24 protein-coding genes and 4 pseudogenes are annotated in these 23,855 nt (G+C 51.6%); 11 read left to right on the top strand and 17 right to left on the bottom strand.

What is annotated here, in order from left to right; genetic code table 11:
• Positions 1-40 precede the first annotated feature (40 nt).
• Together O71_RS19535 and O71_RS27590 are read left to right on the top strand one after the other, a co-directional pair.
• Positions 41-1,228, top strand: a complete 1,188-nt coding sequence (locus O71_RS19535) for a PAS domain-containing sensor histidine kinase (RefSeq protein WP_040574880.1) — start codon at positions 41-43, stop codon at positions 1,226-1,228.
• Positions 1,194-1,274 (top strand): hypothetical protein, encoded by an 81-nt coding sequence (locus O71_RS27590; RefSeq protein WP_369750998.1) that lies wholly within the window; start codon positions 1,194-1,196, stop codon positions 1,272-1,274. Before O71_RS19535 ends, O71_RS27590 begins: the two co-directional genes overlap by 35 nt.
• 197 nt (positions 1,275-1,471) lie before the next feature.
• Here O71_RS27590 and O71_RS19530 read toward each other — a convergent pair whose 3' ends face one another.
• The gene (locus O71_RS19530) at positions 1,472-1,879 is read right to left on the bottom strand and encodes a hypothetical protein (RefSeq protein ID WP_007660445.1); all 408 of its coding nucleotides are present in this window, start codon (positions 1,877-1,879) and stop codon (positions 1,472-1,474) included.
• Positions 1,880-2,137: 258 nt separating this feature from the next.
• Here O71_RS19530 and O71_RS19525 point away from each other — a divergent pair, with 258 nt between their 5' ends.
• The 3 genes and pseudogenes from O71_RS19525 (at position 2,138) to O71_RS19515 (ending at position 3,810) form a co-directional block, all read left to right on the top strand.
• A complete protein-coding gene (locus O71_RS19525) occupies positions 2,138-2,539 on the top strand; it encodes a hypothetical protein (RefSeq protein WP_007660444.1) in 402 nt (133 codons plus the stop codon).
• 64 nt (positions 2,540-2,603) lie between these two features.
• Positions 2,604-2,999, top strand: a complete 396-nt coding sequence (locus tag O71_RS19520; protein WP_007660443.1) for a hypothetical protein — start codon at positions 2,604-2,606, stop codon at positions 2,997-2,999.
• 44 nt (positions 3,000-3,043) lie between these two features.
• Positions 3,044-3,810, top strand: a pseudogene (locus O71_RS19515) (creatininase family protein).
• Positions 3,811-3,939: 129 nt separating this feature from the next.
• Here the strand turns inward: O71_RS19515 and mscL are convergent.
• The 6 genes from mscL to O71_RS19485 all read right to left on the bottom strand — a co-directional run bounded on the left by mscL (position 3,940) and on the right by O71_RS19485 (position 9,489).
• Positions 3,940-4,374: a large conductance mechanosensitive channel protein MscL gene (gene mscL / locus O71_RS19510; protein WP_007660442.1), complete on the bottom strand. Its 435-nt coding sequence runs from the start codon at positions 4,372-4,374 to the stop codon at positions 3,940-3,942.
• 207 nt (positions 4,375-4,581) lie between these two features.
• The gene (locus O71_RS19505) at positions 4,582-4,770 is read right to left on the bottom strand and encodes a hypothetical protein (protein WP_007660441.1); all 189 of its coding nucleotides are present in this window, start codon (positions 4,768-4,770) and stop codon (positions 4,582-4,584) included.
• Positions 4,771-4,814: 44 nt separating this feature from the next.
• Positions 4,815-5,315 carry a DUF563 domain-containing protein gene (locus tag O71_RS19500; RefSeq protein WP_237717918.1) on the bottom strand — a complete coding sequence of 167 codons (501 nt, stop codon included), beginning with the start codon at positions 5,313-5,315 and terminating at the stop codon, positions 4,815-4,817.
• Positions 5,267-6,055 carry a DUF563 domain-containing protein gene (locus O71_RS19495; RefSeq protein WP_007660439.1) on the bottom strand — a complete coding sequence of 263 codons (789 nt, stop codon included), beginning with the start codon at positions 6,053-6,055 and terminating at the stop codon, positions 5,267-5,269. Before O71_RS19495 ends, O71_RS19500 begins: the two co-directional genes overlap by 49 nt.
• 168 nt (positions 6,056-6,223) lie before the next feature.
• On the bottom strand, positions 6,224-7,804 hold the full coding sequence (locus O71_RS19490) for a SulP family inorganic anion transporter (protein ID WP_007660438.1): 1,581 nt from the start codon (positions 7,802-7,804) through the stop codon (positions 6,224-6,226).
• A gap of 83 nt (positions 7,805-7,887) precedes the next feature.
• Positions 7,888-9,489 carry a peptide chain release factor 3 gene (locus tag O71_RS19485; protein ID WP_007660437.1) on the bottom strand — a complete coding sequence of 534 codons (1,602 nt, stop codon included), beginning with the start codon at positions 9,487-9,489 and terminating at the stop codon, positions 7,888-7,890.
• A 186-nt stretch (positions 9,490-9,675) separates the two neighbouring features.
• Here O71_RS19485 and O71_RS26730 point away from each other — a divergent pair, with 186 nt between their 5' ends.
• The gene (locus O71_RS26730) at positions 9,676-9,810 is read left to right on the top strand and encodes a hypothetical protein (RefSeq protein WP_255345429.1); all 135 of its coding nucleotides are present in this window, start codon (positions 9,676-9,678) and stop codon (positions 9,808-9,810) included.
• 70 nt (positions 9,811-9,880) lie between these two features.
• Positions 9,881-10,873: a type I glyceraldehyde-3-phosphate dehydrogenase gene (gap, locus tag O71_RS19480; RefSeq protein ID WP_007660434.1), complete on the top strand. Its 993-nt coding sequence runs from the start codon at positions 9,881-9,883 to the stop codon at positions 10,871-10,873.
• Between the two features lie 186 nt (positions 10,874-11,059).
• Here gap and O71_RS26095 read toward each other — a convergent pair whose 3' ends face one another.
• From O71_RS26095 to O71_RS19455, 6 genes and pseudogenes are all read right to left on the bottom strand, one after another.
• A complete protein-coding gene (locus tag O71_RS26095) occupies positions 11,060-11,464 on the bottom strand; it encodes a metallophosphoesterase family protein (protein WP_237717917.1) in 405 nt (134 codons plus the stop codon).
• Positions 11,461-11,808, bottom strand: coding sequence for a metallophosphoesterase (locus O71_RS26090; protein WP_237717916.1), 348 nt, complete (start codon positions 11,806-11,808; stop codon positions 11,461-11,463). Before O71_RS26090 ends, O71_RS26095 begins: the two co-directional genes overlap by 4 nt.
• Before the next feature lie 135 nt (positions 11,809-11,943).
• Positions 11,944-13,181: pseudogene (locus O71_RS26085) on the bottom strand (outer membrane beta-barrel family protein).
• Entirely contained in the window at positions 13,133-14,101 is a 969-nt protein-coding gene (locus O71_RS26080; RefSeq protein WP_237717915.1) for a TonB-dependent siderophore receptor, read from the bottom strand. The pseudogene O71_RS26085 and the gene O71_RS26080 overlap by 49 nt, the downstream one beginning before the upstream one ends.
• Positions 14,102-14,109: 8 nt before the next feature.
• Positions 14,110-14,376 carry a carboxypeptidase regulatory-like domain-containing protein gene (locus O71_RS26075; protein ID WP_007660429.1) on the bottom strand — a complete coding sequence of 89 codons (267 nt, stop codon included), beginning with the start codon at positions 14,374-14,376 and terminating at the stop codon, positions 14,110-14,112.
• A 338-nt stretch (positions 14,377-14,714) separates the two neighbouring features.
• Positions 14,715-14,975, bottom strand: a complete 261-nt coding sequence (locus tag O71_RS19455) for a hypothetical protein (protein WP_143732126.1) — start codon at positions 14,973-14,975, stop codon at positions 14,715-14,717.
• A gap of 295 nt (positions 14,976-15,270) precedes the next feature.
• On the opposite strand from O71_RS19455, the gene O71_RS19450 reads away from it, so the two are divergent.
• From O71_RS19450 to O71_RS19440, 3 genes and pseudogenes are all read left to right on the top strand, one after another.
• Complete coding sequence (locus O71_RS19450; protein WP_007660427.1) at positions 15,271-15,702, top strand: STAS/SEC14 domain-containing protein; 432 nt, start codon at positions 15,271-15,273, stop codon at positions 15,700-15,702.
• Positions 15,703-15,912: 210 nt separating this feature from the next.
• Positions 15,913-16,182 carry a hypothetical protein gene (locus O71_RS19445; protein WP_007660425.1) on the top strand — a complete coding sequence of 90 codons (270 nt, stop codon included), beginning with the start codon at positions 15,913-15,915 and terminating at the stop codon, positions 16,180-16,182.
• A gap of 108 nt (positions 16,183-16,290) precedes the next feature.
• Positions 16,291-16,604, top strand: a pseudogene (locus tag O71_RS19440) (DUF6122 family protein).
• Between the two features lie 179 nt (positions 16,605-16,783).
• Here O71_RS19440 and O71_RS26070 read toward each other — a convergent pair.
• Together O71_RS26070 and O71_RS26065 are read right to left on the bottom strand one after the other, a co-directional pair.
• Positions 16,784-17,170: a DUF3347 domain-containing protein gene (locus O71_RS26070; RefSeq protein WP_007660421.1), complete on the bottom strand. Its 387-nt coding sequence runs from the start codon at positions 17,168-17,170 to the stop codon at positions 16,784-16,786.
• Complete coding sequence (locus O71_RS26065; protein WP_007660418.1) at positions 17,164-17,424, bottom strand: hypothetical protein; 261 nt, start codon at positions 17,422-17,424, stop codon at positions 17,164-17,166. The genes O71_RS26070 and O71_RS26065 overlap by 7 nt, the downstream gene beginning before the upstream one ends.
• Positions 17,425-17,594: 170 nt before the next feature.
• Here O71_RS26065 and arsC point away from each other — a divergent pair, with 170 nt between their 5' ends.
• On the top strand, positions 17,595-17,936 hold the full coding sequence (gene arsC, locus O71_RS19425; protein WP_007660417.1) for an arsenate reductase (glutaredoxin): 342 nt from the start codon (positions 17,595-17,597) through the stop codon (positions 17,934-17,936).
• Positions 17,937-17,986: 50 nt separating this feature from the next.
• On the opposite strand, the gene O71_RS19420 is transcribed toward arsC, so the two are convergent.
• Together O71_RS19420 and O71_RS26060 are read right to left on the bottom strand one after the other, a co-directional pair.
• Positions 17,987-20,365 (bottom strand): BamA/TamA family outer membrane protein, encoded by a 2,379-nt coding sequence (locus O71_RS19420; protein WP_007660416.1) that lies wholly within the window; start codon positions 20,363-20,365, stop codon positions 17,987-17,989.
• Between the two features lie 13 nt (positions 20,366-20,378).
• Positions 20,379-21,922: pseudogene (locus O71_RS26060) on the bottom strand (translocation/assembly module TamB domain-containing protein).
• Between the last annotated feature and the right edge of the window lie 1,933 nt (positions 21,923-23,855).

The following is a 23,855-nucleotide window of genomic DNA, read 5'->3' as shown; positions in this document are numbered from 1 at the left end:
ATAGTCGGATAACCGCCGATTAGTGACGTATTTGCCATATATGCCTAATTCAAAAACAAACCAAAAAACCTCTCAGGCGAACAGCACTTCTTCCGAGGCCGAAATCCTGGCTTTGCGAAAGGAGATAGAGCAGTTGCGTTTGGAGAACGCAGCAGCATACGAGAAACTAAATACACAGCAAGCCATTCATAAAAACTTTGAAGTGAGCCATAGCCGCTTCGAAGCTATATTTTACCAGTCTGTACTGGGGCAGAAGATCATTTCCGCTGACCTGAAAATTACGCAGGTGAACGAGGCCTTGCAGCGGATGATGGGTTACAGCAAAGCCGAGCTGATCGGTACCCGCATTACCGAGTTTGCCCACCCTGATTTTGTCCTGGACTGGCAAGCACTGCAGAAAAAGCTTTGGGAAGAGCAGATTCCTTCTTTTCAGATAGAAACCTGCCTGCTCAATAAGGACGGCACCAGTTTCTGGTGTCGGGTAACCTCGATTCTTTTTCAGGACCAGGACGCTACGCTAGGCTTTACGATAGTAGAGAACATAGACAAACGTAAGCTTCTTGAACTGGAGCTCAAGAAGCTGTATGATAACCAGGAAACTATCATGCACATGGTAGCGCACGATCTGAAATCTCCGATTAACAATATTATGATGGCTGCCCGCTTGCTAAAGGAGAACCTGGAAGAGTCTGGGGAAAAAAGGCAGGAGAAGGCCGAGCAAATCCTTTCATACGTCAACCTTATTTCGGAAACTTCAGATAGAGCGCTCCACCTGATCAGTGAGCTGCTCCTCATAGGAGAGATTGAGTCCAGGTATCTTACACTGGAAGAAACAGACCTGAAAGATTATATTCAGCTCCACCTGAACAGCCTGCGTATAGTCGCGGAAAGAAAATGTATTAGCCTGATGTTCCATCATACAGGAAAACCTGTTTTTGCTGCCATTGATAGGGATAAGTTCAGGTGGGTGCTGGAGAACCTGCTTTCCAATGCCGTAAAATTTAGCCAGGAAAATGGTCAGATAAGCCTCACACTGAAAGAAGTAGGTGGCAAAAAGATGCTGCAGGTGCAGGATAACGGAATCGGGATTCCCGCTGAACTGCTGGCCACTGTCTTCCAGAAATTCACCAAAGCGAGGAGGCAAGGGACAAATGGGAGCCCACGACAGGTTGGGGCTATACATTGTCAAACAGATAATAGACGAGCACAAGGGCAGGGTATGGATTGAAAGTCAGGTAGATGCAGGTACCTCCGTCTTTATAGAGTTGCCCTAGGTGTGACATATACCAGGCGCCCGCGAAGCTGCTGATAAGATGACCCGCTATTACCCGAAAAAATAATTTAAAAAAGATAACAACTTTCTAATATAGGCAGCCGTATATATAGGCAGCTTAGCGAAAGCTCATTTTGTGAATGATAGGAGCGGCTCCGGGGGTGAACGACCGGGGCCGCTTTTTTTTATGTCTATACCTTAAGCTTTGAGCCAGATCAGGGCCTCTTCCGGTGTGGTAAATGTACCTACTTCATAATTTAAGATGCCTGCTTTGCGAGCGGCCTCAATGTTGCGCTGGGCGCGGGATTCTTTCTCAGGGTCAGAGGGCTGTACCCGGGCTACTTTGGTCAGCCGTGTCTTCGACAGCATACCTGCCAGTTCCAGCGTCAGCTGGCGGTTCTCCTCCTCCTCAATTTCTATAGACGTGGTGCGGGCGTCGAGCATGAGCTTACGCACATCGTAGTTTCGGATCGTCTCCACCATGATCTGCAGGCTGTGCCTGATCTCTGACAAATGATAGCGTTGCAGGTCGGGGTAGCGCACCTGCAGTATGTCGGTGGCCGGGTTGTACTCCAGTCGCAATATGCTGTTTTGTAAAAGAATCATGGGGTGTGCTGAATACTACGGATAATTCAGATATGAATCGGCACAAGTTACAAAGCAGCACCTGAATGGTCAAGTCAAACTAGAGAAAGGTCAATAATTCATACTAAAATTATGCAGTGGTTTTGATTTTAAAACTGGAAACTGTTTATTGCAAACCCTTGTCGAAATATATGGATAGGAGTACACGGGTGACGTAAACACGGAAACGATTGTTTTACAGCGCTCTATGTCCCTGTCAGTTATACAGACTGTATTGCAATGATAATATACAAAAAAAACTATATAAACATTGCCTATTACGAGGCAGAGCAATTACTGGAGATCACCTGGTCGGCTTACGCGGCCAGCGCAGAGTACCGGGAAGCGATGCTGCAGTACATTCATATACTCAAAAACTACGAAGTGAAGCGCTGGCTTGATGACTACCGCCAGGCCCGTGTGGTGCGTCTGTCAGATCAGAAGTGGACGAAGGAGGAGTGGGCGCCGCTCTTTTACCCGCACGCACAGCAGTTGGATAAAATGGCCCGTGTCCGCTCTAATGACATCTCAGCACGGATCAGCTGCGAAAATATGTTCAAGACAGTGGACAACAGTACGCTGCCTTACAGCTTCAGAGAATTTGAGCAGTACGGAGAGGCCCGCAACTGGATACTTGGATGATTACCCAAATACATTACTTTTGCCTTGTGAAGCGTATAAATAGCGCTTTGTCCAAAAAACTTACATGATCATTCCAAATAAATTCCTGAAGCTGGATTATAACCCCACCAAAGATATCCTGTTTGTGGATTGGCCGAATATGCACAGCTATACCTTGCCTGAGGTGACGTATATCATCAACGAGGTGGTAGAAACAGTGCGCAGCTACGATATCAAGCGCATCCTCACCGATACGCGTCAGTCGAAGGTGACGGTGCCCATGGAGGAGTATGCCGGGATTATAAACAACCTGGCCCTGCAATTGGCCAGTACGCGGCTGCAAAAGTTTGCCAAGCTCAAGACCGCTGACCCTGACCGCGAAACCATTTCCAGTAACGCCGCAGCTCTGGTCGTCGGCTCCATCATGTATCGCAGCTTCGAAAGCATGGAAGAAGCGATCGAATGGCTTGTTGAAAGTTAGAAAGTTAAGATCCCCGCTCAGAAAATTTAACTCCCAAACTATTCATGCGTCCTTACATACTTGCAGAAACGAACTGGAAAGCGATCAAAGACCAGCAGGTTGAAGTAGCCATACTGCCCTGGGGTGCCACTGAGGCCCACAACTATCACATGCCCTACGGCACTGATAACTACGAAGCGGAGGCAGTGGCGGCTGAGGCTGCCAGACTGGCCTGGGAAGCAGAGGCAAAGGTGATGGTGCTGCCGGTGCTGCCATTTGGCGTAAATACCGGTCAGGCCGACATCAAGCTCGATATCAACCTGAACCCGAGCACCCAACTGGCTATCCTGCGCGACATCGTCACGGTACTCAACCGGCAGGGTATACACAAGCTCCTGCTGCTCAACAGCCACGGCGGCAACGATTTTAAACCAATCTTGCGCGAGCTGGGCCTGCAGTTTCCGGACATGTTCCTGCTCACCTGCAACTGGTTCCTGGCCGCCGACCGCAAGGCCTTCTTCGACAGCCCAGGCGACCACGCCGACGAGATGGAGACCAGTATCATGCAGCACCTGCGTCCTGACCTGATGCTGCCGCTTAGCGCAGCAGGGAGGGCAAAGAGCACAAGTCCCGCCTCACAGGTATACGCGAAGGCTGGGCCTGGTCAGAGCGCATGTGGTCGCAGGTGAGCGACGATACCGGCATCGGCAACCCGGCCGCCGCCACACCCGCCAAAGGCAAGGCCTTCTTCGAAGCCACCACACATAACATAGCCCAGCTGCTGATCGAACTCAGCCAGGTGAATCCAAAGGACAGGTATAGCAGAGGATAGAAGTGTAGCGACCTGTCGGAATCGTGCATCCAGCAATCAACATTTCTTTAGTCCCTGGATTACAAAAAAGCCCTGCTGCACTGGCGTATTAGCCGAAGTGCAGCAGGGCTTTTCAGGTATGGGCAGCGCTTACTTCGCAGCGATGGTGCGCAGGGCGTCGCGCATTTCGGTGAGCAGCACTTCTTCTTTGGTAGGAGCAGGCGGCACTGCCGGAGCGGCGGCCTTTTTACGCATCATGCGGTTCATGCCTTTCACGATCATAAAGATGATGAAGGCCAGGATCAGGAAGTTGATCAATACTGTAATAAAATTACCCCAGGCAAATACAGCACCCAGTTTACGGGCCTCTTCCAGCGCCAGGCCCTGCGGTACAGCATCAGAGAGTGGCACATACAGGTTGGAGAAGTCCATATCACCGATCGCCTTACCGACCAGCGGCATGATGAGGTCGTTGACAACGGAATTAACCAAGCCACTGAAAGCAGCACCTATGATGATACCAATGGCCAGGTCCATCACGTTGCCGCGCATGGCAAACTCTTTAAACTCTTTTATCATACTCATATGCTTTGATTTTTGAAGGTGAGGAGATTTTTGTTTTTTTATGATATGTAAATATATTCATTTGAAAGTATAAAGCAAGCAGCCTGTACCCAGGAATTAAAGTGGATAGCCTGCCTTAATGACGCCGCCCTGAACTATACCTGTTCGAGGTATGGTTCAGGGCGGCTCGCTCTTCCTGCAAATCAGGCTGTCTGCCCGATCGTCTGATTATTCCTTCACTTTGTAGCTACAGTTCTGACCTGCGCTGTATTCTATTTTCTCGTCAGCCATGAGCGCTTCAATGAGTTCGTCTGTGTACTCCTTGCTGAAGCCAAGGCTCTCGCCCAGGGCTCTTTCGTCGAGCTTTCCGTTGTTTTTACGCAAAGCATCGAGGTACTTCTTTTTATCTTCTTCCATTGTTTTCAGTTTAAGTTCAGTGGCGCAATGCCGCCATCCCTATATCAGCTATACTTCAGGTTGGTTTGTTGGTTTGGCTGCGCCTGTCGTTTATTTTTCTTCCCGGCCCGGATCAGTTCTACCAGCTCCGGAAGCTCTACTTTCAGGTTCTCGTGCTGGCCTTGTCCGGCGTCTTTCACCAGGCTGTTGCTCTTGCAGATGATGTAGCTGTAGTCCATGCCCATTTTGGTGGCAATGTCATAGAAAGGTTCTATGACAAAACCCTCGTGAAACAGCTCGATCACCTGCGTGCCCGGTTTGCAGAACATCATGCTGACCAGACCCGCTCCCGTAGCCGACACCACCGAGCTGGCCCTTGAGAACAACTTGATCCGCTCCAGCACGGATAATTGGCTCAGCACCACCGGGCGGTAGCCGTAGGGTTTCAGGGCCTCCACCAGCTCCGCTTCGTTCTCCACCTGCCGCAGTTTGGAGTCGCTGCGGCTGATGTACAGTTTTACGCCCTGCTGGTCTGCTTCGGTTTCCTGGGCGGCAAGGGCACAAATGCGGCCTGAATGTATTGGCAGAGCCAGTGCGGTACCAGCGTGTGATTGCCACGGGGTGCAGTGGAGGCGATAATGCAGTCGGCCATGATGTGCGGATGTTCGTCACCGGCAATCAGTTTTTTTTCCGGTATACCTAGCAGTCGCAATGTTTCGAGCTGGAAGTCATAGCGCAGGCTGGGCACCAGGAACCAGTCCACTTTGTCGTACAGTCCGCTCTCTTTGAGCAGGTGCAGGCGTGGCAGTACATCTACAAACCAGTGGCTGATGTTGTTAAGCCCCGCTCCGCCGGTCAGCAGAGAAAAGACCGTGCCCTCAAACCTGGTAGGCGCCGAAAAATAGCGCTGTTCAAAGATATTGTTATACCCGTTTTCCGTTACTTTCCCTTCTTTCATGCTCAGGGACACGTTCTCGATCAGGCGGTTGTATTTGCTGATGATCGCTATGGTGCTATCGTTGTCGGTGTAGATGCGGCCATTGGGGGCTTCTACCACCTCATAGTCGGTCGTGACTTCCCGCTGCGGCTTCCAGTAGGCTGAGCAGGCTTCGTAAAGAGCCTCCGGGATGTCCAGGGTGGTGCGCAGGGCGGGATAAACAGGGTATAGCTTTGCTTCACGCTGGGCTTGCGCATCGTCGGTATGCAGGCGGAATATACTTTGAGGCCTGTAGCGGATGTTGTGCGACACAAAGCGTCCTGTAATCTTTTTAAGCCGGTTTATGATCTTTTTATAAAGTAATTTCATGGTATTCCAGGGTAGGCAGCAATGGTGGATAGGAGACAACAAAGGCTTCCATTCCTGGGGGAGAAGGAGTAGTGTTTAGTCGGGTGTAATCCATCATCAGTATATAGAATCAATCTGATTCTATATACTGATTAACTTATGGGATTGTTCTTACTAAATTGTCCTAATTTAAGCTGGTTTACGCTGAGCAAAGAACTTGTCAAGGCCTATTTGTTCAATTTTGATGTTCTTATAAGCTGCCGTGGCTTTAAATTCTTCGATGATCTCGAGCACGTCGTCGTCTATGTTTACAGAACGTGAAGCATCGATCACCACCGTGGAATTAGGCGCTACGTGGTCCAACGTGAGCATGACACTTGCCTTGTTCAGGAAAGTAACCTCCTCTGAAAGAACTAGTTCCACACGTTCTCCTTCGTAGTGCGCTTTCTTGTCAATGAAGAAAGGCGTGCGGTAGTTGTCGCGCAGGATCATGAATACCGACACAGCACCACCGATCATGATACCTGTGATCAGGTCTGTCAGCATCACGGCCACGATGGTCACAAAGAATGGCACGAACTGGCGCTTGCCAGCTTTCCACATGCGGCGGTAAAGGGCGATGGAGGTCAGCTTGTATCCCACCACAAAGAGCACTGCCGAAAGCGAAGCCAGCGGAATCATGTTGAGAATGCGGGGTATAGCCATCACGCAGATCAGCATCACCGTGCCGTGGGTGATGGTTGACAGCGGCGTACGTCCCCCTGACGACACGTTGGCAGAGGTACGTACGATCACGGCGGTCACCGGCAGGCCGCCGATAAAGCCTGACACTAGGTTGCCTATACCCTGTGCTTTGAGTTCGCGGTTGGTGGAGGACTTGCGCTTGTATGGGTCTAGCTTATCGCCTGCCTCAGTGCTCAGCAGGGACTCCAGCGATGCGATGAAAGCGATGCTCAGGGCCACGGTGTACAGCTCCGGGTTAGTGAGCTGGGAGAAATCCGGGAAGGTGAAGAAAGAGAAAAACTCACCGATGCCATCCGCTGCCGGAAGCTGCACCAGTCGGTTTCCGCTTAGGGCCAACTGCGGAAAATAAGCCACGAAAAGCTGGTTTACGAGTACGCTCACCACTACTGCGATAAGGGCAGAGGGCACAAACTTAAAGAAGGTATAGCGCTTGAGCGCCGGCTGGTCCCAGGCAAAAATGATGATGAGGGAGAGCACCGTGATGATGGTGGCGCCCAGGCTGATCTGGTCCAGCACACCGGCAAACAGGTTGGTGCTGAAGCCGTCTTCCATGCTGCCGAAAAGCTCTTTGCCTGCATACCCGAAGGCGTGCGGTATCTGGTTAATGATGAGGATAAGGCCGATTGAAGCCAGGATACCCTTGATCATGGAGCTAGGGAAGAAGTAGGCAATAGTGCCAGCTCGCAGGAAGCCCAGGATGATCTGCAGCACACCTGCTACCATTGTGGCCGCCAGCACCGCCTGAAATGAGCCCAGCGACTGAATGGCCATCAGCACCACCAGCGCCACCGAAGCAGCCGGTCCACTTACGTTAACCTTGGAGCCACTCAGAAAGCCCACAACGATACCGCCCACTATACCGGCAATGATGCCCGAGAATAGGGGCGCACCGGAGGCAAGCGAAATACCAAGGCAAAGCGGAAGCGCAATCAGGAATACGACAAGACCGGCAGGCAGGTCAGTCTTGACATGCGAGAAAAACCCGTCGTTGATTCTTTTCTGATCGGGTAATGAATTTTGATTCATAAATGTGTTTACCGTTATGAAATAGGGTAAGGTCTATGGGAATAATGAGGTGACTTCTGTACAGCTAATTGAACAGCAGGGGTTTACCCCTGCCTGGCCGCCTCAAATTTGAAGTCGGAAGTAAAGTGGAAGTTCAGTTTCGGATAATGCTCCTGCACCGAGCGCAGCACCCACGACGTATCGGCAAAAAACACCGGGTTATCGTCTTTGTCGTAGGCGATGTGGCTGCCCTTGATCGCGATGAACCGGGCCAGCGCCTCTTTGTCGTCTGATGTGATCCAGCAGGCTTTGTAATAGTTGAGGGGATACAGGTCACAGGTGGCACCGTACTCCTGCTTCAGGCGGAACTTGATCACGTCGAACTGCAGTTCACCTACCGTACCGACGATCTTGCGGCTACCAGGCTGTTGCATGAATAGCTGCGCCACACCCTCGTCCGTGAGCTGGCGTATACCTTTCTCCAATTGTTTTGTCTTGAAAGGGTCCTTGTTCACCACTTCCTTGAAAATCTCCGGGGAAAAGCTCGGTATACCTTTGTATTGCAGCAGCTCGCCTTCCGTGAGCGTGTCGCCAATTTTAAAGGAACCCGTATCGTACAAGCCGACTACATCGCCCGGCCACGCCTCTTCGAGCAGACTCTTCTCGTTGGCCATAAAACTGGTGGGGCTGGAGAAGCGGATGCGCTTGTCGAGGCGGGTATGGTAGTAGAGCTTGTTACGCTCAAACTTGCCGGAGCAGATCCTGCAAAAGGCGATGCGGTCGCGGTGGTTCGGGTCGAGGTTAGCGTGTATCTTGAAGATGAAGCCGGTGAAGGCATTCTCCTCTGGCCGCACCTCCCGCTGTGATGCCTGCACTGCCTGTGGTGATGGTGCGATCTTGACAAAGGTGTCCAGCAGTTCGCCCACGCCGAAGTTGTAGATGGCGCTGCCGAAGAACACGGGCGCCAGGTAACCCTCCTTGTACAGGTCGAGGTCGAAGTTCTCGTAAAACTCGTTCAGGAAATCAGTGTCGGACCGGAGCGTGTCAGCAGATTGCTTTCCGATGATCTCGTCCAGTTCCGAACTTTTGATGTCCTCGATCGCGATCACATCCTTGGTGAGTTGTTGTTTGTTGGCCGTGAAAAGACGAAGGTCCTTGTCGAACAGGTTATACACCCCTTTGAATGTGGAGCCCATACCGATAGGCCAGCTCAGCGGGCGCACGTGGATGTTGAGCTCCCGCTCCAGCTCGTCGAGCAGCTCATAAGGGTCGCGGCCTTCGCGGTCCATCTTGTTGATGAAGACGATCACGGGTGTGTTGCGCATGCGGCATACCTGCATCAGGTTGCGGGTCTGCTCCTCCACGCCTTTCACGCAGTCCACCACCAGGATCACACTGTCCACGGCCGAGAGCGTGCGGTAAGTGTCCTCGGCGAAGTCCTTGTGACCGGGTGTGTCGAGGATGTTGATCTTGTGTCCGGCATAGTCGAAGCCCATCACCGAGGTGGCAACGGAGATACCACGCTGCTTCTCTATCTCCAGAAAGTCAGAAGTGGCAGATTTTGTGATTTTGTTACTCTTGACAGCGCCTGCCGTATTGATGGCACCGCCGAACAAAAGCAGTTTTTCGGTAAGTGTAGTTTTACCAGCATCGGGATGGCTGATAATGGCAAACGTGCGTCTGCGCAGGATTTCTTCTGAAACCATGAAGCCTGAATTAAAGCTGATCCCGGAGGATCTTTATGTGAAAAATGAAATAGTATAGCTGTTTACCCGGGAAGGTAAATAGATGATCAGGGGGGAGTAGGGACGCTATGTATGGTATGTGCGTACATTTGAGGATGCAAAAGTACTAATAATCCGTTGAAATGCAAAAACTGTGTTCAGTCAGTTTTGGGTCGTCTACAGGCTGGCAATTTGCACCTGCGCCACCTGAGCGAGAACTGCCGCCGCCTGTTGGCCAATGCCGATAGCTTTATTTACAGCAAGACACTTTTTATTGACTTCCCGGATGGTTTTACAGTATAACTAAGGTATAGCACTTAGGAAAACCCGAAAGTTAAATTTTTTACCATACGCATAACTCAATCTGAAAACTATGGCGAAGATAAAAGTTGCAATCAATGGCTTCGGCCGTATCGGCAGGCTCACTTTCAGAGCCCTCCTCCGGAAGGAAAATGTTGAAGTGGTGGCCATAAACGACCTGACCGATACCAAAACACTTGCCCATCTGCTGAAGTATGATTCTGTGCACGGCCGCTTTAATGGCATAGTGCAGGCCACGGAAAACGGTTTGATCGTGGACGGCCAGGAGATTGGCGTGACAGCTGAGCGGGAGCCCAAAAACCTGCCGTGGGAGAAATTAGGTATAGACGTTGTGCTCGAGTCCACGGGCCGCTTTGTTGACGAAGCGGGGGCCTCCCAGCACCTGGAAGCCGGTGCGAGAAAGGTCGTGATCTCGGCACCTGCCAAGGGAAATATACCAACGGTGGTGCTGGGCGTTAACGATAATATCCTGACAGGCGACGAAAGAATCATCTCGAATGCATCCTGCACCTCCAACTGCCTGGCACCTATGGCAAAAGTACTCGACGATGCCTTTGGCATTGAGAAAGGCTACATGACTACCGTGCATGCCTACACGGCTGACCAGAACCTGCAGGATGCGCCACACAAGGATTTGAGAAGAGCCCGTGCCGCAGCCTACTCCATTATACCTACGACAACCGGGGCAGCCAAAGCGATTGGTCTCGTGATGCCGCACCTGAAAGGGAAACTGGATGGCGTGGCCATCAGGGTGCCTATACCTGCCGGCTCTCTCACCGATCTTACCTGTGTGCTCCAAAAGCCCGCTACGAAAGAGGAAGTAAACGCTGCCATGAAAAATGCGGCTGAAAGCTCATTGAGAGGGATCCTGGAATATACGGAAGACCCGATCGTTTCCATTGACATAGTCGGTAACAAACATTCCTGCATCCTCGACGCAGAGATGACCTCGGCAAACGGTACGCTCGTGAAAGTGGTCGGCTGGTACGACAACGAGGTAGGTTACTCCAATAGGTCAGCCGACCTGATCTCTAAAATCGGTTAATTTCTTCCGGTTCAGGAGGCGTTTCGCTACATGCACTGGCTTGTATGAGAATGCCGATCAGTTTACGGGGTTCAATATTATTAAAAGTCCGCTTTATGCCGTGCTTTCGGATAAGCGGGCGTTAGGTATAGCTACCAGTAAAAAGGAGGCCAATAGCCTCCTTTTTATTTCCATATAGTTTCAGGTCTATACCTCTAACAGAAAGAAAGGCTTCTCATACTCCGACTTCTGAAGCACTGGTTTCGACACATTGTATACCTTCACGCCGGTCGACGTTTCGCCTTCCAGGGTGCCTACGTGTGCATGGCCATGAAAGGCGGCGAGCACGTTTCGACGGTTAAGCGGCTCTTCCAGGCGGGAGCAGCCCAGGAATGGATGGATGGCCTCAGGCTCGCCTTCGATGGTTGCCTGAATAGGAGAGTAGTGCAGAAGCGCAATCTTTTTGAGATCGCCATGCTCACTGTCGATCTGCGACAGGGCGGCATCCAGCTTCAAGGCCTCCGTTACGGCCTCCTGCACAAAGTCTTTATTGAGTTGCTCACCGAACATACCGAGCATATACCTGTCGAATCCGCCACCAAATCCTTTCACACCGGCAAAGCCACATGCCCGATCACAGTAAAGTCGCCGTCGAGCAGTTTTAGATTAGTCGGAGCAAATACCTTTCGCAATTTCTTTACCTGGTCATGGTCATAATCATGGTTTCCCAAAACGGCCAGTACAGGTATGGAGCAGGCCTTCAGCTCCTCGGCCAGCACTTCGGCTTCGCTTTCGCGGCCGGTGTCAGTCAGGTCGCCGCAGAGCAGGAGCACATCCGCCTCTTCCGATACCTGCCTGAAGAAATCTGTCCATTTGCCAGCGTCCTGCTCCTGCACATGTATGTCTCCCACAGCTGCTATTCTTAATTTTTTATGTTCTGTGTTCTCTTCTTGCATGTTCCCTTTTTTGATTGATTGTATAACTACGTGCAAGGGCGGTGTCAGGATAGGGCAGGGGTATAACCGGTGAAAAATAAACAGCCCCCACACTTATTTGTGCAGGGGCTGAGTAAGCTAACTAATACTATTTATCTAGTTTCCGGTGCGGTTGATCTCGTCGAGGTTGATGTTACGTTTCTTCGCTTCAAAAGCCTTGCCTTTGGCAAAGTTGTAGCGCAGGTTCACGCGGATGCTCTGGGCACCCTGGTACTGGTCAATGGCATTCAGGTTGCCCTCGAGCAGGGTTTTTACGCGCAGCTCACGGGTTCTGAAGATGTCAGTGGCGTTAACAGAGAGCGTCAGGCGATCGTCCATGAAAGTGCGCTTCAGGCCTGCGTCCAGCCACCACTGGCTTCTAATCTCGTACAGACCGTACACGGCAGGCCCCTGGAAGCCGGCGTTCAGCTCCATGCGCAGGTTCTTTGGCAGCTGGATGTTCTGGTTCGACTGCAGGAAGAACAGCACCTGGTCGTTTACCACATTCTGCGCATTCACGTCTTTGGTATAGCGCTGGTAGGCCAGTGTAGCGGTGTTGTTCATCTCCCACTTGCCGGATAGCTGCACCGGCGCTACCAGCGTACCATACACGTTCTTATAATTCTCAATATTACGCTGCCCAAACACGGTGGTGTTGTCTTCACTGTTGTAGGTTGGGATCTCACCGATAAAGTCTGTTGTCACAGAGTAACCCAACATCAGGTTGTAGCGCTGCTTCAGTGTCTGCGTTACTTCAAATGAGTTGGTGTACTGTGGCTTCAGGTTCGGGTAGCCCTGCGACCAGGTATAAGGGTCGAGGTAGAAAATGAAGGGGTTAAGCTGACCGTAGTACGGACGGTTGATGCGGCGGCTGTACTTGTAGCTCACCTGGTAGTCGTCACTCACTTTCTGCTGCAGGAACAGACTCGGGAACAGGTCGAGGTAGTCGCGCTTGGTGATATCGTTCAATGTGATCGAATTGCCTTCGGACACCGTTTGCTCGGCACGCAGACCCGCCATGATCTTCCAGTTTTCGCTCAGCTTGCCGGAGTAGTTGGCATAGCCTGCAAAAATATTTTCTGTGTAGATGAAGTGGCTGGTGCGGCGTGGGTCCAGTACCTGCGGCCGTCTGTCACTTCATAAAACAGCAGCTCATTGTCTGACACTACATGGCTGGCTTTGACACCAAGCTCCAGTTTACCGTCCTTGCCCAGTTTTTTGGTGAAGTCTACTTTGCCCGACAGGATGTCGTAGCCGGTTGGGTTGTAGCTGGTCAGGTGTTCCTGGCTTACCAGATCATTGCCGGTCAGGGTCCGCTGCGTGTTCTTGAACACAAAGTCGGTCTCGTCGGTGATGCGGGCATAGTCGATGTCGGCTGACAGGGTTGTGCCCAGGGTGTCGAGCTTGCCGTTGTAGTGCAGGTTGAAAGTACCGTTGCGGTAGGTGCTGGCATGCTCGTTGGTGGCAGAGATATAGCGGCTGTTGTCCGGGTTAGGGCGACGCAGCGCAGACTCTGTGTTGAATATACCTCGTTGCTGTTGTAAAACAGGTTGCTCATGAAGCCCACGCTGTGGCGGTCGTTGATGTCGTAGTCGGTGCCGAGGCGCAGAGTAGGGGCAATGCGCTCACGCTCTTCGTAGCCTTCCTGGTCAAAAAAGCTGCTGCCGGCCGGGTCGTTGAAGATGCGCTCCATCTGCATGTCGCGGTAGTTCATACGGCGGGCGAAGTCCATGCCGGCGGTGGTGTTCCACTTACCTGCTTTGTGGCTCAGGTCAAAGCCGGTGTTGTACGAGTGCAGGCGGTTGTACTGGTAGCCGGCGTATACGTTGCCGTTCATGCCAAAAGACTCGTTTTTCTTCAGGTTGATGTTGATGATGCCGGAGGCACCTTCCGCATCGTAGCGGGATGAAGGGTTGGTGATGATCTCCACATCCTTCAGGTTCTCAGCCGACATACCCTGCAGCAGGTTCTGCAACTGCTTGCCTGACAGGTAGGACTGCTTGCCATTAATCATGACCTGCACGCCTGGCTTGCCGTTTAGGGTGATGTTGCCATCCTGGTCCACCCATACGCCGGGAGATTTCTCGAGTACCTCGTAGGCTGTACTGCCTTGCGCCAGAGCAGTACCCTCTACACTCACCACCATTTTCTCGGCGTCGTTGGTAATGGTAGGGCGCATGGTCTGGATGGTAACTTCCTTAAGTGTTTTCACATCAGGCTTTACCTGCAGTTTGCCGAAGTCACGGCTAAAGTCAGGCCCTGTTACTTCAAACACCTCTGTAATCAGGGCAGATAGCCCAAACCGCCCAATTTCAGCTTGTAACTTCCCTTTGTAGGTGTTTTAATACGGAAGCTGCCATCCATCTCTGCTATGGCACCAGTCACGACCGCATCAGTAGTAGAAGAGAGTACAGCGACGTTCACGAATCCCAGGCCTTCGCCTTTCTCGTCCAGCACGGTACCTGTTATCCAGCCTTCGTTTTGAGCTAATGCGCTGTGTGCCAATGCTGTAAGGATAAGCAGGAAGAAAAATTGTAATGACTTTTTCATAGTAGTATTTTGTTAGTGTGTATGGTAATAGGATGATGTAAAGCTAGTGTATAGTACTTTGTTATGCAAGGTACTGTTTAATATATTATATGAATCATCTGAAATTATCCGTTAACAGCTCGAAAATTCCGACGAACGAAATCAAATCCGGGAAATTTCGATGAAGGCGGGCAGGGGCTAGTCCGCCTGTTGATTTTGTTAATAGATGTTTGTTGGAGGGCTGGGGTTGCTCTGGTGCACCTCATTTTTTTGATATGGCAAAAAAAAAACACCTGGCTATCCGTTAGGGTAACCAGGTGATGCTAACCGGGCAAATTAGTGTATCAATGTACTTTACTCTAGTTCGCTAGCGGACAAAGGCGATCATATTGCTTTGGGTGCTTTCTCTTGATCAGACGCAGCATATAGCGGAATACAAAATAGCGTTCCCGCTTACGTTCTTCCTGGCCTAGTGATTTTCGGTAGTCCAGCGTTTCCAACAGACTGGCAGTATCCTGGTAGAGGAGGTAACTATAGACCTTAAAAAAGCATTTTCGCACGCTTCCTTTCTGTACTTCTGTACCCGTTACTTCGACCAGGGCTCTTCTCAAATTGTCCATTTTCAACGCCAATATATTGTAATTATGCTATTATTTACTGCATATTCTCATGTTTAAAGCTCAAAGCTACCAGTTGATGTGCAGAGTTAAAATGATATTTATCATTTTAGTAACCAGTGGTTTATGGAATATTAGATGCTATTATTGAAAGGCATAACAGGCGCGATGGGTTCCGTTTACATTCAAATAGAGTAGGTTTAATAACAGTATTGTCAATTTTACACAATAGTAACAACAGCCTAAGTATTTTCACGTTATATGAATATAGTAGTAAATAATAGACTGTTACATAGATATGAAGTCACCGCCTTACCTTCAAGTGCATTATGATCCGGAGCAGAGCTTAATTTCGAGCCATTGGCTGCGGGTCGTAGACAGTGCCGAGTACCGGCAGGCGCTGGTTAATATATGTCAGCAGTTGTATAAATCTAATGCCCTGGCCTGGCTGGTGGACTTCAGCCGTATGACAAGCCCTACTATGCGCGATCAGAACTGGACCATAGAACTGCTAAGTCACAGTTTACCCCACACCAAACTCCGCAAACTGGCGCTTGTGCTTCCTGACGATCTGTTCCTGGAGGTTGTGGTAGAGAAAGTAAGCTACAGTTTAATGAGTATGTCAAATATCAAAGTGCAGATAGGCCACTTTACAGACCCGCTCACAGCCCAACAATGGCTGGCAGCCTCATACGATCCGTGTGAAGGCCTCTTTCGTTACGCTTCCTAGCTAAACCCACTGATTACCTGAAATAATGGTAAATACACCCCACCGCCGGGTGTGAGAAATATTTTACTGGGTAAAGGGAAGGGTTTTAGGTAAAATTTCTGAATTAAATTGAAAAAATGGATGATTATCCTGAAATATTCATGAACTTTTTAAGAAGAGTTCATGTAATGAAATTGCTATTAACTTATAATCCTTTGCACATACATTACTATGAAAGAGCTTGAGAGAATCCAGAAGGCACTACGGCACAGCAACACCCTTGTATTGAAAGACTGTGAAAAGAAGGTAGAGTGTTCTTTTATAAAGGAGGGACTGGTTTACGATAATTTCCAGATCGAGAACAACGTACTGGCGACAGCCTTGCAGGAAGCGAGTCTGAACGGTATCGTGGAGGGCTTGCATTTTGAGCGTCTCAAAAATACCTATGAGTGGTTTGCGCTGCGTGTGAAATCCAGGATGCTTTTAGATACTCTGAAATAGTTAATTCCCATAGCTATAGAAAAAGCCCTTTGCTAAACGCTGGCAAGGGGCTTTTTTGTGCGTCCTGATGGAGGCAACCTAGACAGTGCTCATGTAGTACAGTGCTATATGACCATATCCCTTTCCTTTGCCTTTCACATGTTCCTGCACCTGGCTGTACCTCTGGCGTTTGCAGCTTTGTTTTACAGAGAGCAGTTCATTAGGGCTTCTCTGATCATGCTGGCAGGTCTGGCCATTGACGCTGACCATCTGCTTGTCAGACCAATTCTCGACCCTGGCGCTGCAGTGTTGGCTTCCATTTACTGCATCAATACTGGCTTATACCTGTTTATGTAGTTCTGGCCCTTATACCCAAAACCCGGCTGATTGGGCTCGGACTTGTCATCCACATCTTCCTCGATTGGATAGATTGTTATATGTGATTTAGTGAATGAGTGAATAGGTAGGAAAGAGAATTTTTTCTTTTGTAAGCAGAAGGGCTGATCATAACTGATCAGCCTTCTGAGTTGGGAGGTGGTATGGTAGTACTTCCTCGAGGAGGAAGGAAAAATAAGTTTTACGCGAGCGATTTCCTGAACTACATCACTCACTCAATCACTCATTAATTGAACACTTCCTCGTTGCTGCCGCACTTAAGCATGCTGCTGCCGAAGTAAGGGTTGCGTATTTCTGGCTTGGTGCTCACCCAGTAGGCACCCTGGTTGTTGTTTACCATCGGGCAATGCTGGTAATATACTTTCTGGTCGGTGGCGCCAAAGGCTTTGGTCAGTGAGAACACAGCTTCTGACAGGTCTTCCAGCTGGTTGCGCTGCTCGCCCAGGTCGTTGGTGCCGGCAATGGCAGCGGCGGAATTGCGTACTTTTTCAATCTGCTCTTCAGCAAATTCTTTCTGTTCAGGTACCTGCAGTGTGGCTACAGGCATGGCGTTCGCAGAAGCAAGCACAGCATTGGCAGCTTCTTTGGCCGCCTCCGGGTCAGACTCTACCATGCGTCTTTCAGCACTATGTATTCGTCCAGCATCTGTGACAAATTACGTGTCATAGGCTCGGCTACTGAATCAAAAGTGGGTGTTTCTACTACTACTGTACCTGCGGCAGGCATATTATCGCCGTGCGCCATGCCATCATGGTGCTCGTGGTCATGCTCTTCAGTAGCATCAGCCTGTTGCTGGTTGTTGTCCGATGAACAGGAAGCGAAGGCAAACATAGCTACCAGCGCTGCGAAGAATGTTGTCTTTTTCATAATGGTTTATTAGGAAATAGAAAGGTTGGTTACTAAAGTGAAATATAACGGATGCCCCTGCCGGGCTCTCTTTTTTTGCAAAGTTAAAGCTTTTTGGCGAAATGAAGGTAAGGGGGCTGCTTTAGCCTTGTTTTGCTTTTACGTATCTTTGAACAAATCAAGTTTTAGAGATGGTTACGATCTATCATAATAACAGATGCAGCAAGAGCCGCCAGACGCTGGAACTGCTGCGCGAAAAAGGGGAGGAACTCCAGGTAGTGGAATACCTGAAGGAAACACCCTCCGCACAGGAACTGAAAGCAGTGCTTAAGAAGCTGGGCCTGAAGCCAGAACAGGTGCTCCGCAAAGGCGAACAGGTATACAAGGAGCAGTATGCCGGTAAGAGCTATACCGACGAGGAGTGGCTGCAGATCATGGCGGAGAATCCCATCCTGATCGAGCGCCCGATCGTGGTGAAAGGTGACAAAGCAGCTATCGGGCGCCCACCGGAAAAGGTGCTTGAAATTCTGTAAGAGCCAGGTATAGCAGGTATCAGGTACAGCGGTTATACCTGACACCTGCCTTAAAACGGATACCCGATGGCAATGTTCAGCACAACGCCGTGTTCGCCGGGACCGGGGTTGAAACCGAACTTGAAATCATCGAGGACGAAACGTTCGCCCTGCGGCAGGTAGGGCACACGCACCGGTATACCCAGGTCAAATCGGATCACAAAGAACTCGATGTCAATTCGCAGGCCGAAGCCGGTGCCAACCGCCAGCTCCTGGATAAGATTGCCTGCCTGGAATTTGGGCTTGTCCAGGTTCCCATCCTGGTCGTAGGTTTCGTCGATCAGCCAGATGTTACCGGCGTCCACAAACACAGCCCCTCTGAAGAAGCCGAAGATCGGAAAGCGGTACTCGGCGTTTGCCTCTAGTTTGATATCCCCCACCTGATCAAAGAAGGAGAAGGCCTGGTCGTCCGGTACATTGTAGGTACCCGGCCCGATGCTGCGCGCCCGGAAGGCCCTGATGCTGTTCGGGCCGCCGATCGAAAACTGTTTCACATAAGGCATGGTGCGGGAGTTGCCATAAGGGTAACCCACCCCGGCGATCAGCCTAGTGGCCAGTTGACTCTGCTCGCTAAAGTTGAGATAGTAACGGAAGTCGTTGTCGATGCGGGTGTACTGCGAGTAAGGCTGGTTAAAAATAGTGCGGGGAGGCACCGGCGGGTCCACTGCATCGTCCCGTTTTTCATTGCCCATCAGCGACTGCACGGCACTTACCAGGTTGCCCGATACATCCAGTGTAGTGGAGTTGAAGAACTGGTGTGTCTTCTTTTCCAAGGCAAGTGTGCTGAAGGTATGCTGGTAAATGGAGCCGATAATGAACTGCTCCTCGAAGCTGCTGCGCAGAAAAGGGTTGCGTTCCAACAGGGTCTCGAACTCTTCTGTCTGCCGGCCCAGGCGTACATACTGCAGGTTGATCGGGGTAAAGTCATGTGTAATGGTCTGCTTCGGACGCCAGTTATACCCGTAGGATGCGTTGAAGGAGTTCATCTGGAAAAACTGCACCCGGTTCAGGAAATTGTAGCCCAGCGTAATGCGCGTCTTAGGTACAAAGGCGGAGCGCAGGTTAGGCAGGTTAAAGGGCGCCACCAGCCGGGGGAAGGTGAGGGAGGCCTGTGCCCCCAGTTCGTAAGAGTTCAGCCCGACCGGATTCTCAGGGTTTTCTTCGGAGTTGCTGACCACCCGCCGGCCGCCAACCTGGTTTTCGAAGCGGCCTGTCAGGTCCAGCGTGAGCGTTTCAGACCCCCTGAATGCATTCCGGTTGCGGAACGAGACGGTGACGCCCGGTCCGGCCAGGTTATTGGACTTGCTGACCATTTGCGCCTCCGCCCGCAGCGACTTTTTCAGTGCCGGCGTCATGAAAACAAATGCATCCAGCCGGTCTTCTTTCAGCGTGTCGAGCTCGTATCGCAGGTTAACAAATTTATAAGCACTCAGGCCAGAGAGTCTGCTGACGGTAAGCAGGTGGTTGCGTCGGCTGTATACACTGTCCTTCTCCAGAAACAGGCCCGGCACCACATGCTTCGCCCGTACATAGTTTTCGTTCGGGATGTAATTGTAGGCGTCGAAACGGAGGGTGTCGCTCACCGACAGGCTGTCGTTGATGGTAAAGTTGGAGTTAATGAAAATGTCATCGATCCGGTAAGGACGAAGCGACTGGGAAGGGGTATCCTGCTTGAGCCGTAGTAGCACATCCACTTCCTTGTTGCCTACCGTGGTGTCGGCACTGAAGATGAGCATGTTGGGGGCAAAGAAGTAGTAGCCCCTGTTCTTCAGGGCCTGGTCAATGCGGGCACGCTCCGCTATCATTTTATCTAGGTCGTAAGGCTCCCCTTTTTTGAGAACGGAGTTTTCCTGCATCCGCCTGATCTCGGTATGTACAGGTAGCGAGTCGCTGGCGGTATACGAAATGTTGCGGATGCGGTAAGGCTCGTGCACGGTGGCGGTCCAGGTAATGGTAGCTTTTTTCTTTTTGATGGTGGTGTCGCTCTGTACGGAGTTGAAAAAGTAGCCCCGGTTGTGCAGGCGGGCTTGCATCACCTCGTTTATACTCGTGGTGTCCACTTCCGAAAGCAGCACAGGCGGTTCGCCGATCTTGGTCTGTATCCAGTTTTTCAGCCCCTTTTCCTTTTCAGTGTAAAAGGCATTGTAGATCCACAGTTTGGGTCGCATGCCGAGTATAGAAGCATTGGGCTGTGGGCGAACCGTGGCACTCAGTTCAGTCTCCAGTTCGCCGCTGCGGTTGCTGCTATCCTGCTCATCGTTTATCTTAACATTAAAACCTGCAAATAGGGCGTCTCCTTCCGGTACTGTCTTCGTGCTGCTGCAACCGGGCAATACCCAGCTCAGCGCCAGACATAAAGCAAACAGGGTATAGCGTAAAGCTGCTGTCATATAGGGTTTGTTCTTATTCTTCTTTGATGACTTCTTCTACTTTTTCTTCGGCTTCCTGCTCTTCCTTGCGCTTCTCCCGCTCATTGAATTTGATGGCTTCCTCCATGCGGCGTTCTTCTTTGCGGGCCTGACGGCTCTCCAGGCTGCGGAACAGGTCGGAGAAGTTGTCGTAGTCGCGCACGAAGATCAGGGCCAGTCCGGTTGCCCGCACGTCGCCTTCCAAAAAGCCTTCGTACTGGTTGCGCTGGAAACCGCGTACCCGCAGCCTGCCGTCTTTGGTGATGGAGTACTCTACGGACACGTCGCCACCGAAGCCGCTCATATTGCGCTGCTGTGGTTCTCGCTGTCCCTCCAGTCCTATGTCAGTACCTACGCGCACGGTCAGGCGGTCGTCCAGGAACTGCTGACGCATGGCCACGTTCAGGTCGGTGCGCCCTTCGGCAGAGCCGGACGAATAGTCTTCGTAGGAGCTCACGCCCAGCTCCAGGCCCAGTCCGCCGGCATAGCGGTTGGTGAGCTGGTTCAGCTGATCCGACATTACCTGGCTCAGGGAGTTACGGGCAGTTGCTGCCAGGCCGCCACCGGAGCTGGCCAATGGATCGGGAGCCAGGAACCGTCCCAGTACTAACAGCGCAAACACCTGTTTATTCATCTCCGACTCATCCTGGCGCAGTGTGCCGAGCATGCTTTCTACGCTGCCGTCCATGGCACCACGTTCCTCTTCCTCCAGCTGAATGTCAAAGCCTATCTCCGGCTTTAGCATCTCGCCTGTCAGGTTCACATACACTTCAAAAGGCAACTGGTTACGGAAGCGGCTATCTGCCTGTTCCATACTTCCTGTCTGGGCTGCGAGAAGCTCCATGGGGGCAGTCTGTACCCGGTAGATTGCCGTGATCTGCATGTCGGCCATCATCGGGTCCCCGGTCCAGTTGATGTAACTGCCTTGGGTAATGTCGAGTTGCCGGGACACCAGGTCATAGAAGTCCATGCTATACCTGCCTCGGTGATCTCGTAGCGACCACTCATGCTGATCTGCCCGCTTGGCGTAATGCCAATGTAAAGGGGAGAGGCGCTGCCACGCACGACCAGGTTGTCGCCTGTGGTCGGGTCTATCACAATCGTGATGGTCGAGGCATCGGTCACCGTAATCTGTGCATCGACGTTGGCACCCACGAAGCCGGCAGTCGTGCTTTCCTCGATCACCTTTCCGATAATGGCGTTGAGGGAGTCGTTGAGGTTTACAAATTCTACCACACCTTCCCGCTCCGCTGCCGCAACATCATCGGCAGGGATTACGGTGGTGAAGGTGGAGTTGTCCAGCACTGTTACAAATACTTCGATATTCGGCTCCATCATGCTGCCGGTGATATTGGCCTTCAGGGCCATTTGCACGTTGCCGTAGAACAGGTCGTTGTCATTGGAGGTAGAGTTCATGGCCAGGAAGCGATCTGTCTGTGCACGCAGGTCGAAGGTATAGTCGGTGTAGTTCTGCGTCAGGATGCGGCCGTTGATGTCGAGGGTGTTGCCCAACGAATCGGTGAGGGTAAAGTCGCGCATGCTGATGCCCTGTTCCGTAAATTCCAGCCGCTCGTTTTTGAGGGTGTAGGGCGTGTTGAGCATCGTCAGGTTGAACTGTGCCTGGTTAAAGTCGAGCGCCCCACGAATGTTTGGTTGCTCCAATGTGCCGGTAATGCGCATTTTGCCCGAGGCACTGCCGGCCAGGTCGGCTACCATACCTTGCGTGAAGCCCCCGAACGAGGCCAGGTTCAGATTGGCCACATTGGCATCCAGGTTGAGGAGACTGGCATCTGGCTGCATTTCATAAAAACCAGTCACCAGCACCTGGTTGCCGTTACCGGTCAGTGCCAGGTCCAGGTTGTAGCGGTTGGCGCCGGCTGTGTTTGCTTTCAGGGCGATATCTCCTACAGGTATACCGGTATAGGCGAAGTTGGAGAGCGTCATGTCGGCTGTAAAGCCCGGATTGCCGGCCATCAGATCAGTGACTGTGGCCGTTCCGTTCAGCACACCGGTCATCACGCTGTCCTGCTGTTGAAAAGACTCCATGATATAGCCGATCTCAAAATTGCCAAACTCCACTTGCAAGGGTGCATTCGGACCAACTGGACCGGTACTATTGAGAAGCAGGTAATTGCCGTTGCGTTCCAGCCGGATGTTCTGGGCGTATAGCAGGTCCGTGTCAAATTGCACGTAGTTGTCCTGCGGCACAGACCAGGGGTCTCCGTTGATCACCAGTTGCTCCGGGTTAAAGGCAAAGCGGTAACCTGGGCCCAGGCTGTTGAGCACACCGCCGATCACAAACTGCTCCACGCTGTCGAGGTCAGCCATGGCCAGGCGCAGGGTCATGTCATTATCGCGGGCGGCTCCGTTCAGGCTTACGTTGTTGATCAGCAGCGAAGGCGACCGGATTTCGCGCACCCCAAGGCTGTACCCCATCTGCTCCCGGTTACCCCGCACCTGCAGGGCTACGTCCTGTATGTTATAGTCGGTATAGACAACCTGCCCCACGTTGGCATCCATGGCAAATTCCTGCGTTTCCCCGTTGTAGGAGGCCGTGATCGGACCACTCACCTGTAATTGCTCCAGGTCAGGTACAAAGGAGGCAATGATATCCGGACGGCGCAACTGTACTTCAGCCTCAAAGTCGCCCAGGTTCAGGTTCGCCGGGAAAGGCGGGTCGGGCTGTAGATCGAAGTAGGCCGAAAAGTGCTTGGCGAGTGCGGTGGGCAGCTCAGCCAGGTCGTTGGTGAAGCGCATATCGGCATCAGCTATGCTGGAGTTAAGCGCAATGGCTGTACCCGGCATATTCTGCTGCAGCGTCAGTTGCAGCGAGTCGATCGGGTAGGAGACCCCTTCGAGTCGCACCCGCACATTATCGCCTTCCAGCGTGCCGCTGATGTCACTAGCGTCGTTACCGGCAAAGCGACCACGCAGCTGCCCCCTGATGCCAAGGTCCTCTTCATAAAAATTGAGGGCTTTCAGGTCAATGCCTTTCAGGTCAAGGTCAAATACATACTCACCCCGCTCCGCATTGCGCAGATTAAAGTCGCCTTTCAGGTCGAAATTCAGATTCTCATCGCGGGCGCGGGCTGCGACATGGTACAGGTTACGGTCGATGCGGGCGTCCACATCCACATTGTTGTAGGCGTAGTTGTTGTAGTTCGCTTCTTTAATTCGGGCTTGCACATCAGCACGCATGGTTTCGGGAGTTAATCCTGTACCTCTGGCGGTAGCCTCAAATGCCACACGCCCCACGCCATAGTCCTCCGTGAAGAGCTGCCGCAGGTCAAAGCCTGACGTTCTGACCGTCGCCCGGAATGGCTCGGCTCCTGCCGGACCCTGGTCCATGTCTACCACGGCGTTCAGGTTGCCAAAAGAGCTGTTGATCGCTGCATTCAGATCAAAGTTGGTGAGGGTGCCGCTATACCTGCCCGTCATGCTCAGGTTGTTCGGGATTCGGATTTCCGGCGGA

The sequence above is a fragment of the Pontibacter sp. BAB1700 genome, assembly GCF_000277005.1.
Classification (GTDB): Bacteria; Bacteroidota; Bacteroidia; order Cytophagales; family Hymenobacteraceae; genus Pontibacter; species Pontibacter lucknowensis.
The sequence above is the reverse complement of the archived record's forward strand: the minus strand, read 5'-3'. Positions and strand labels throughout refer to the sequence as shown.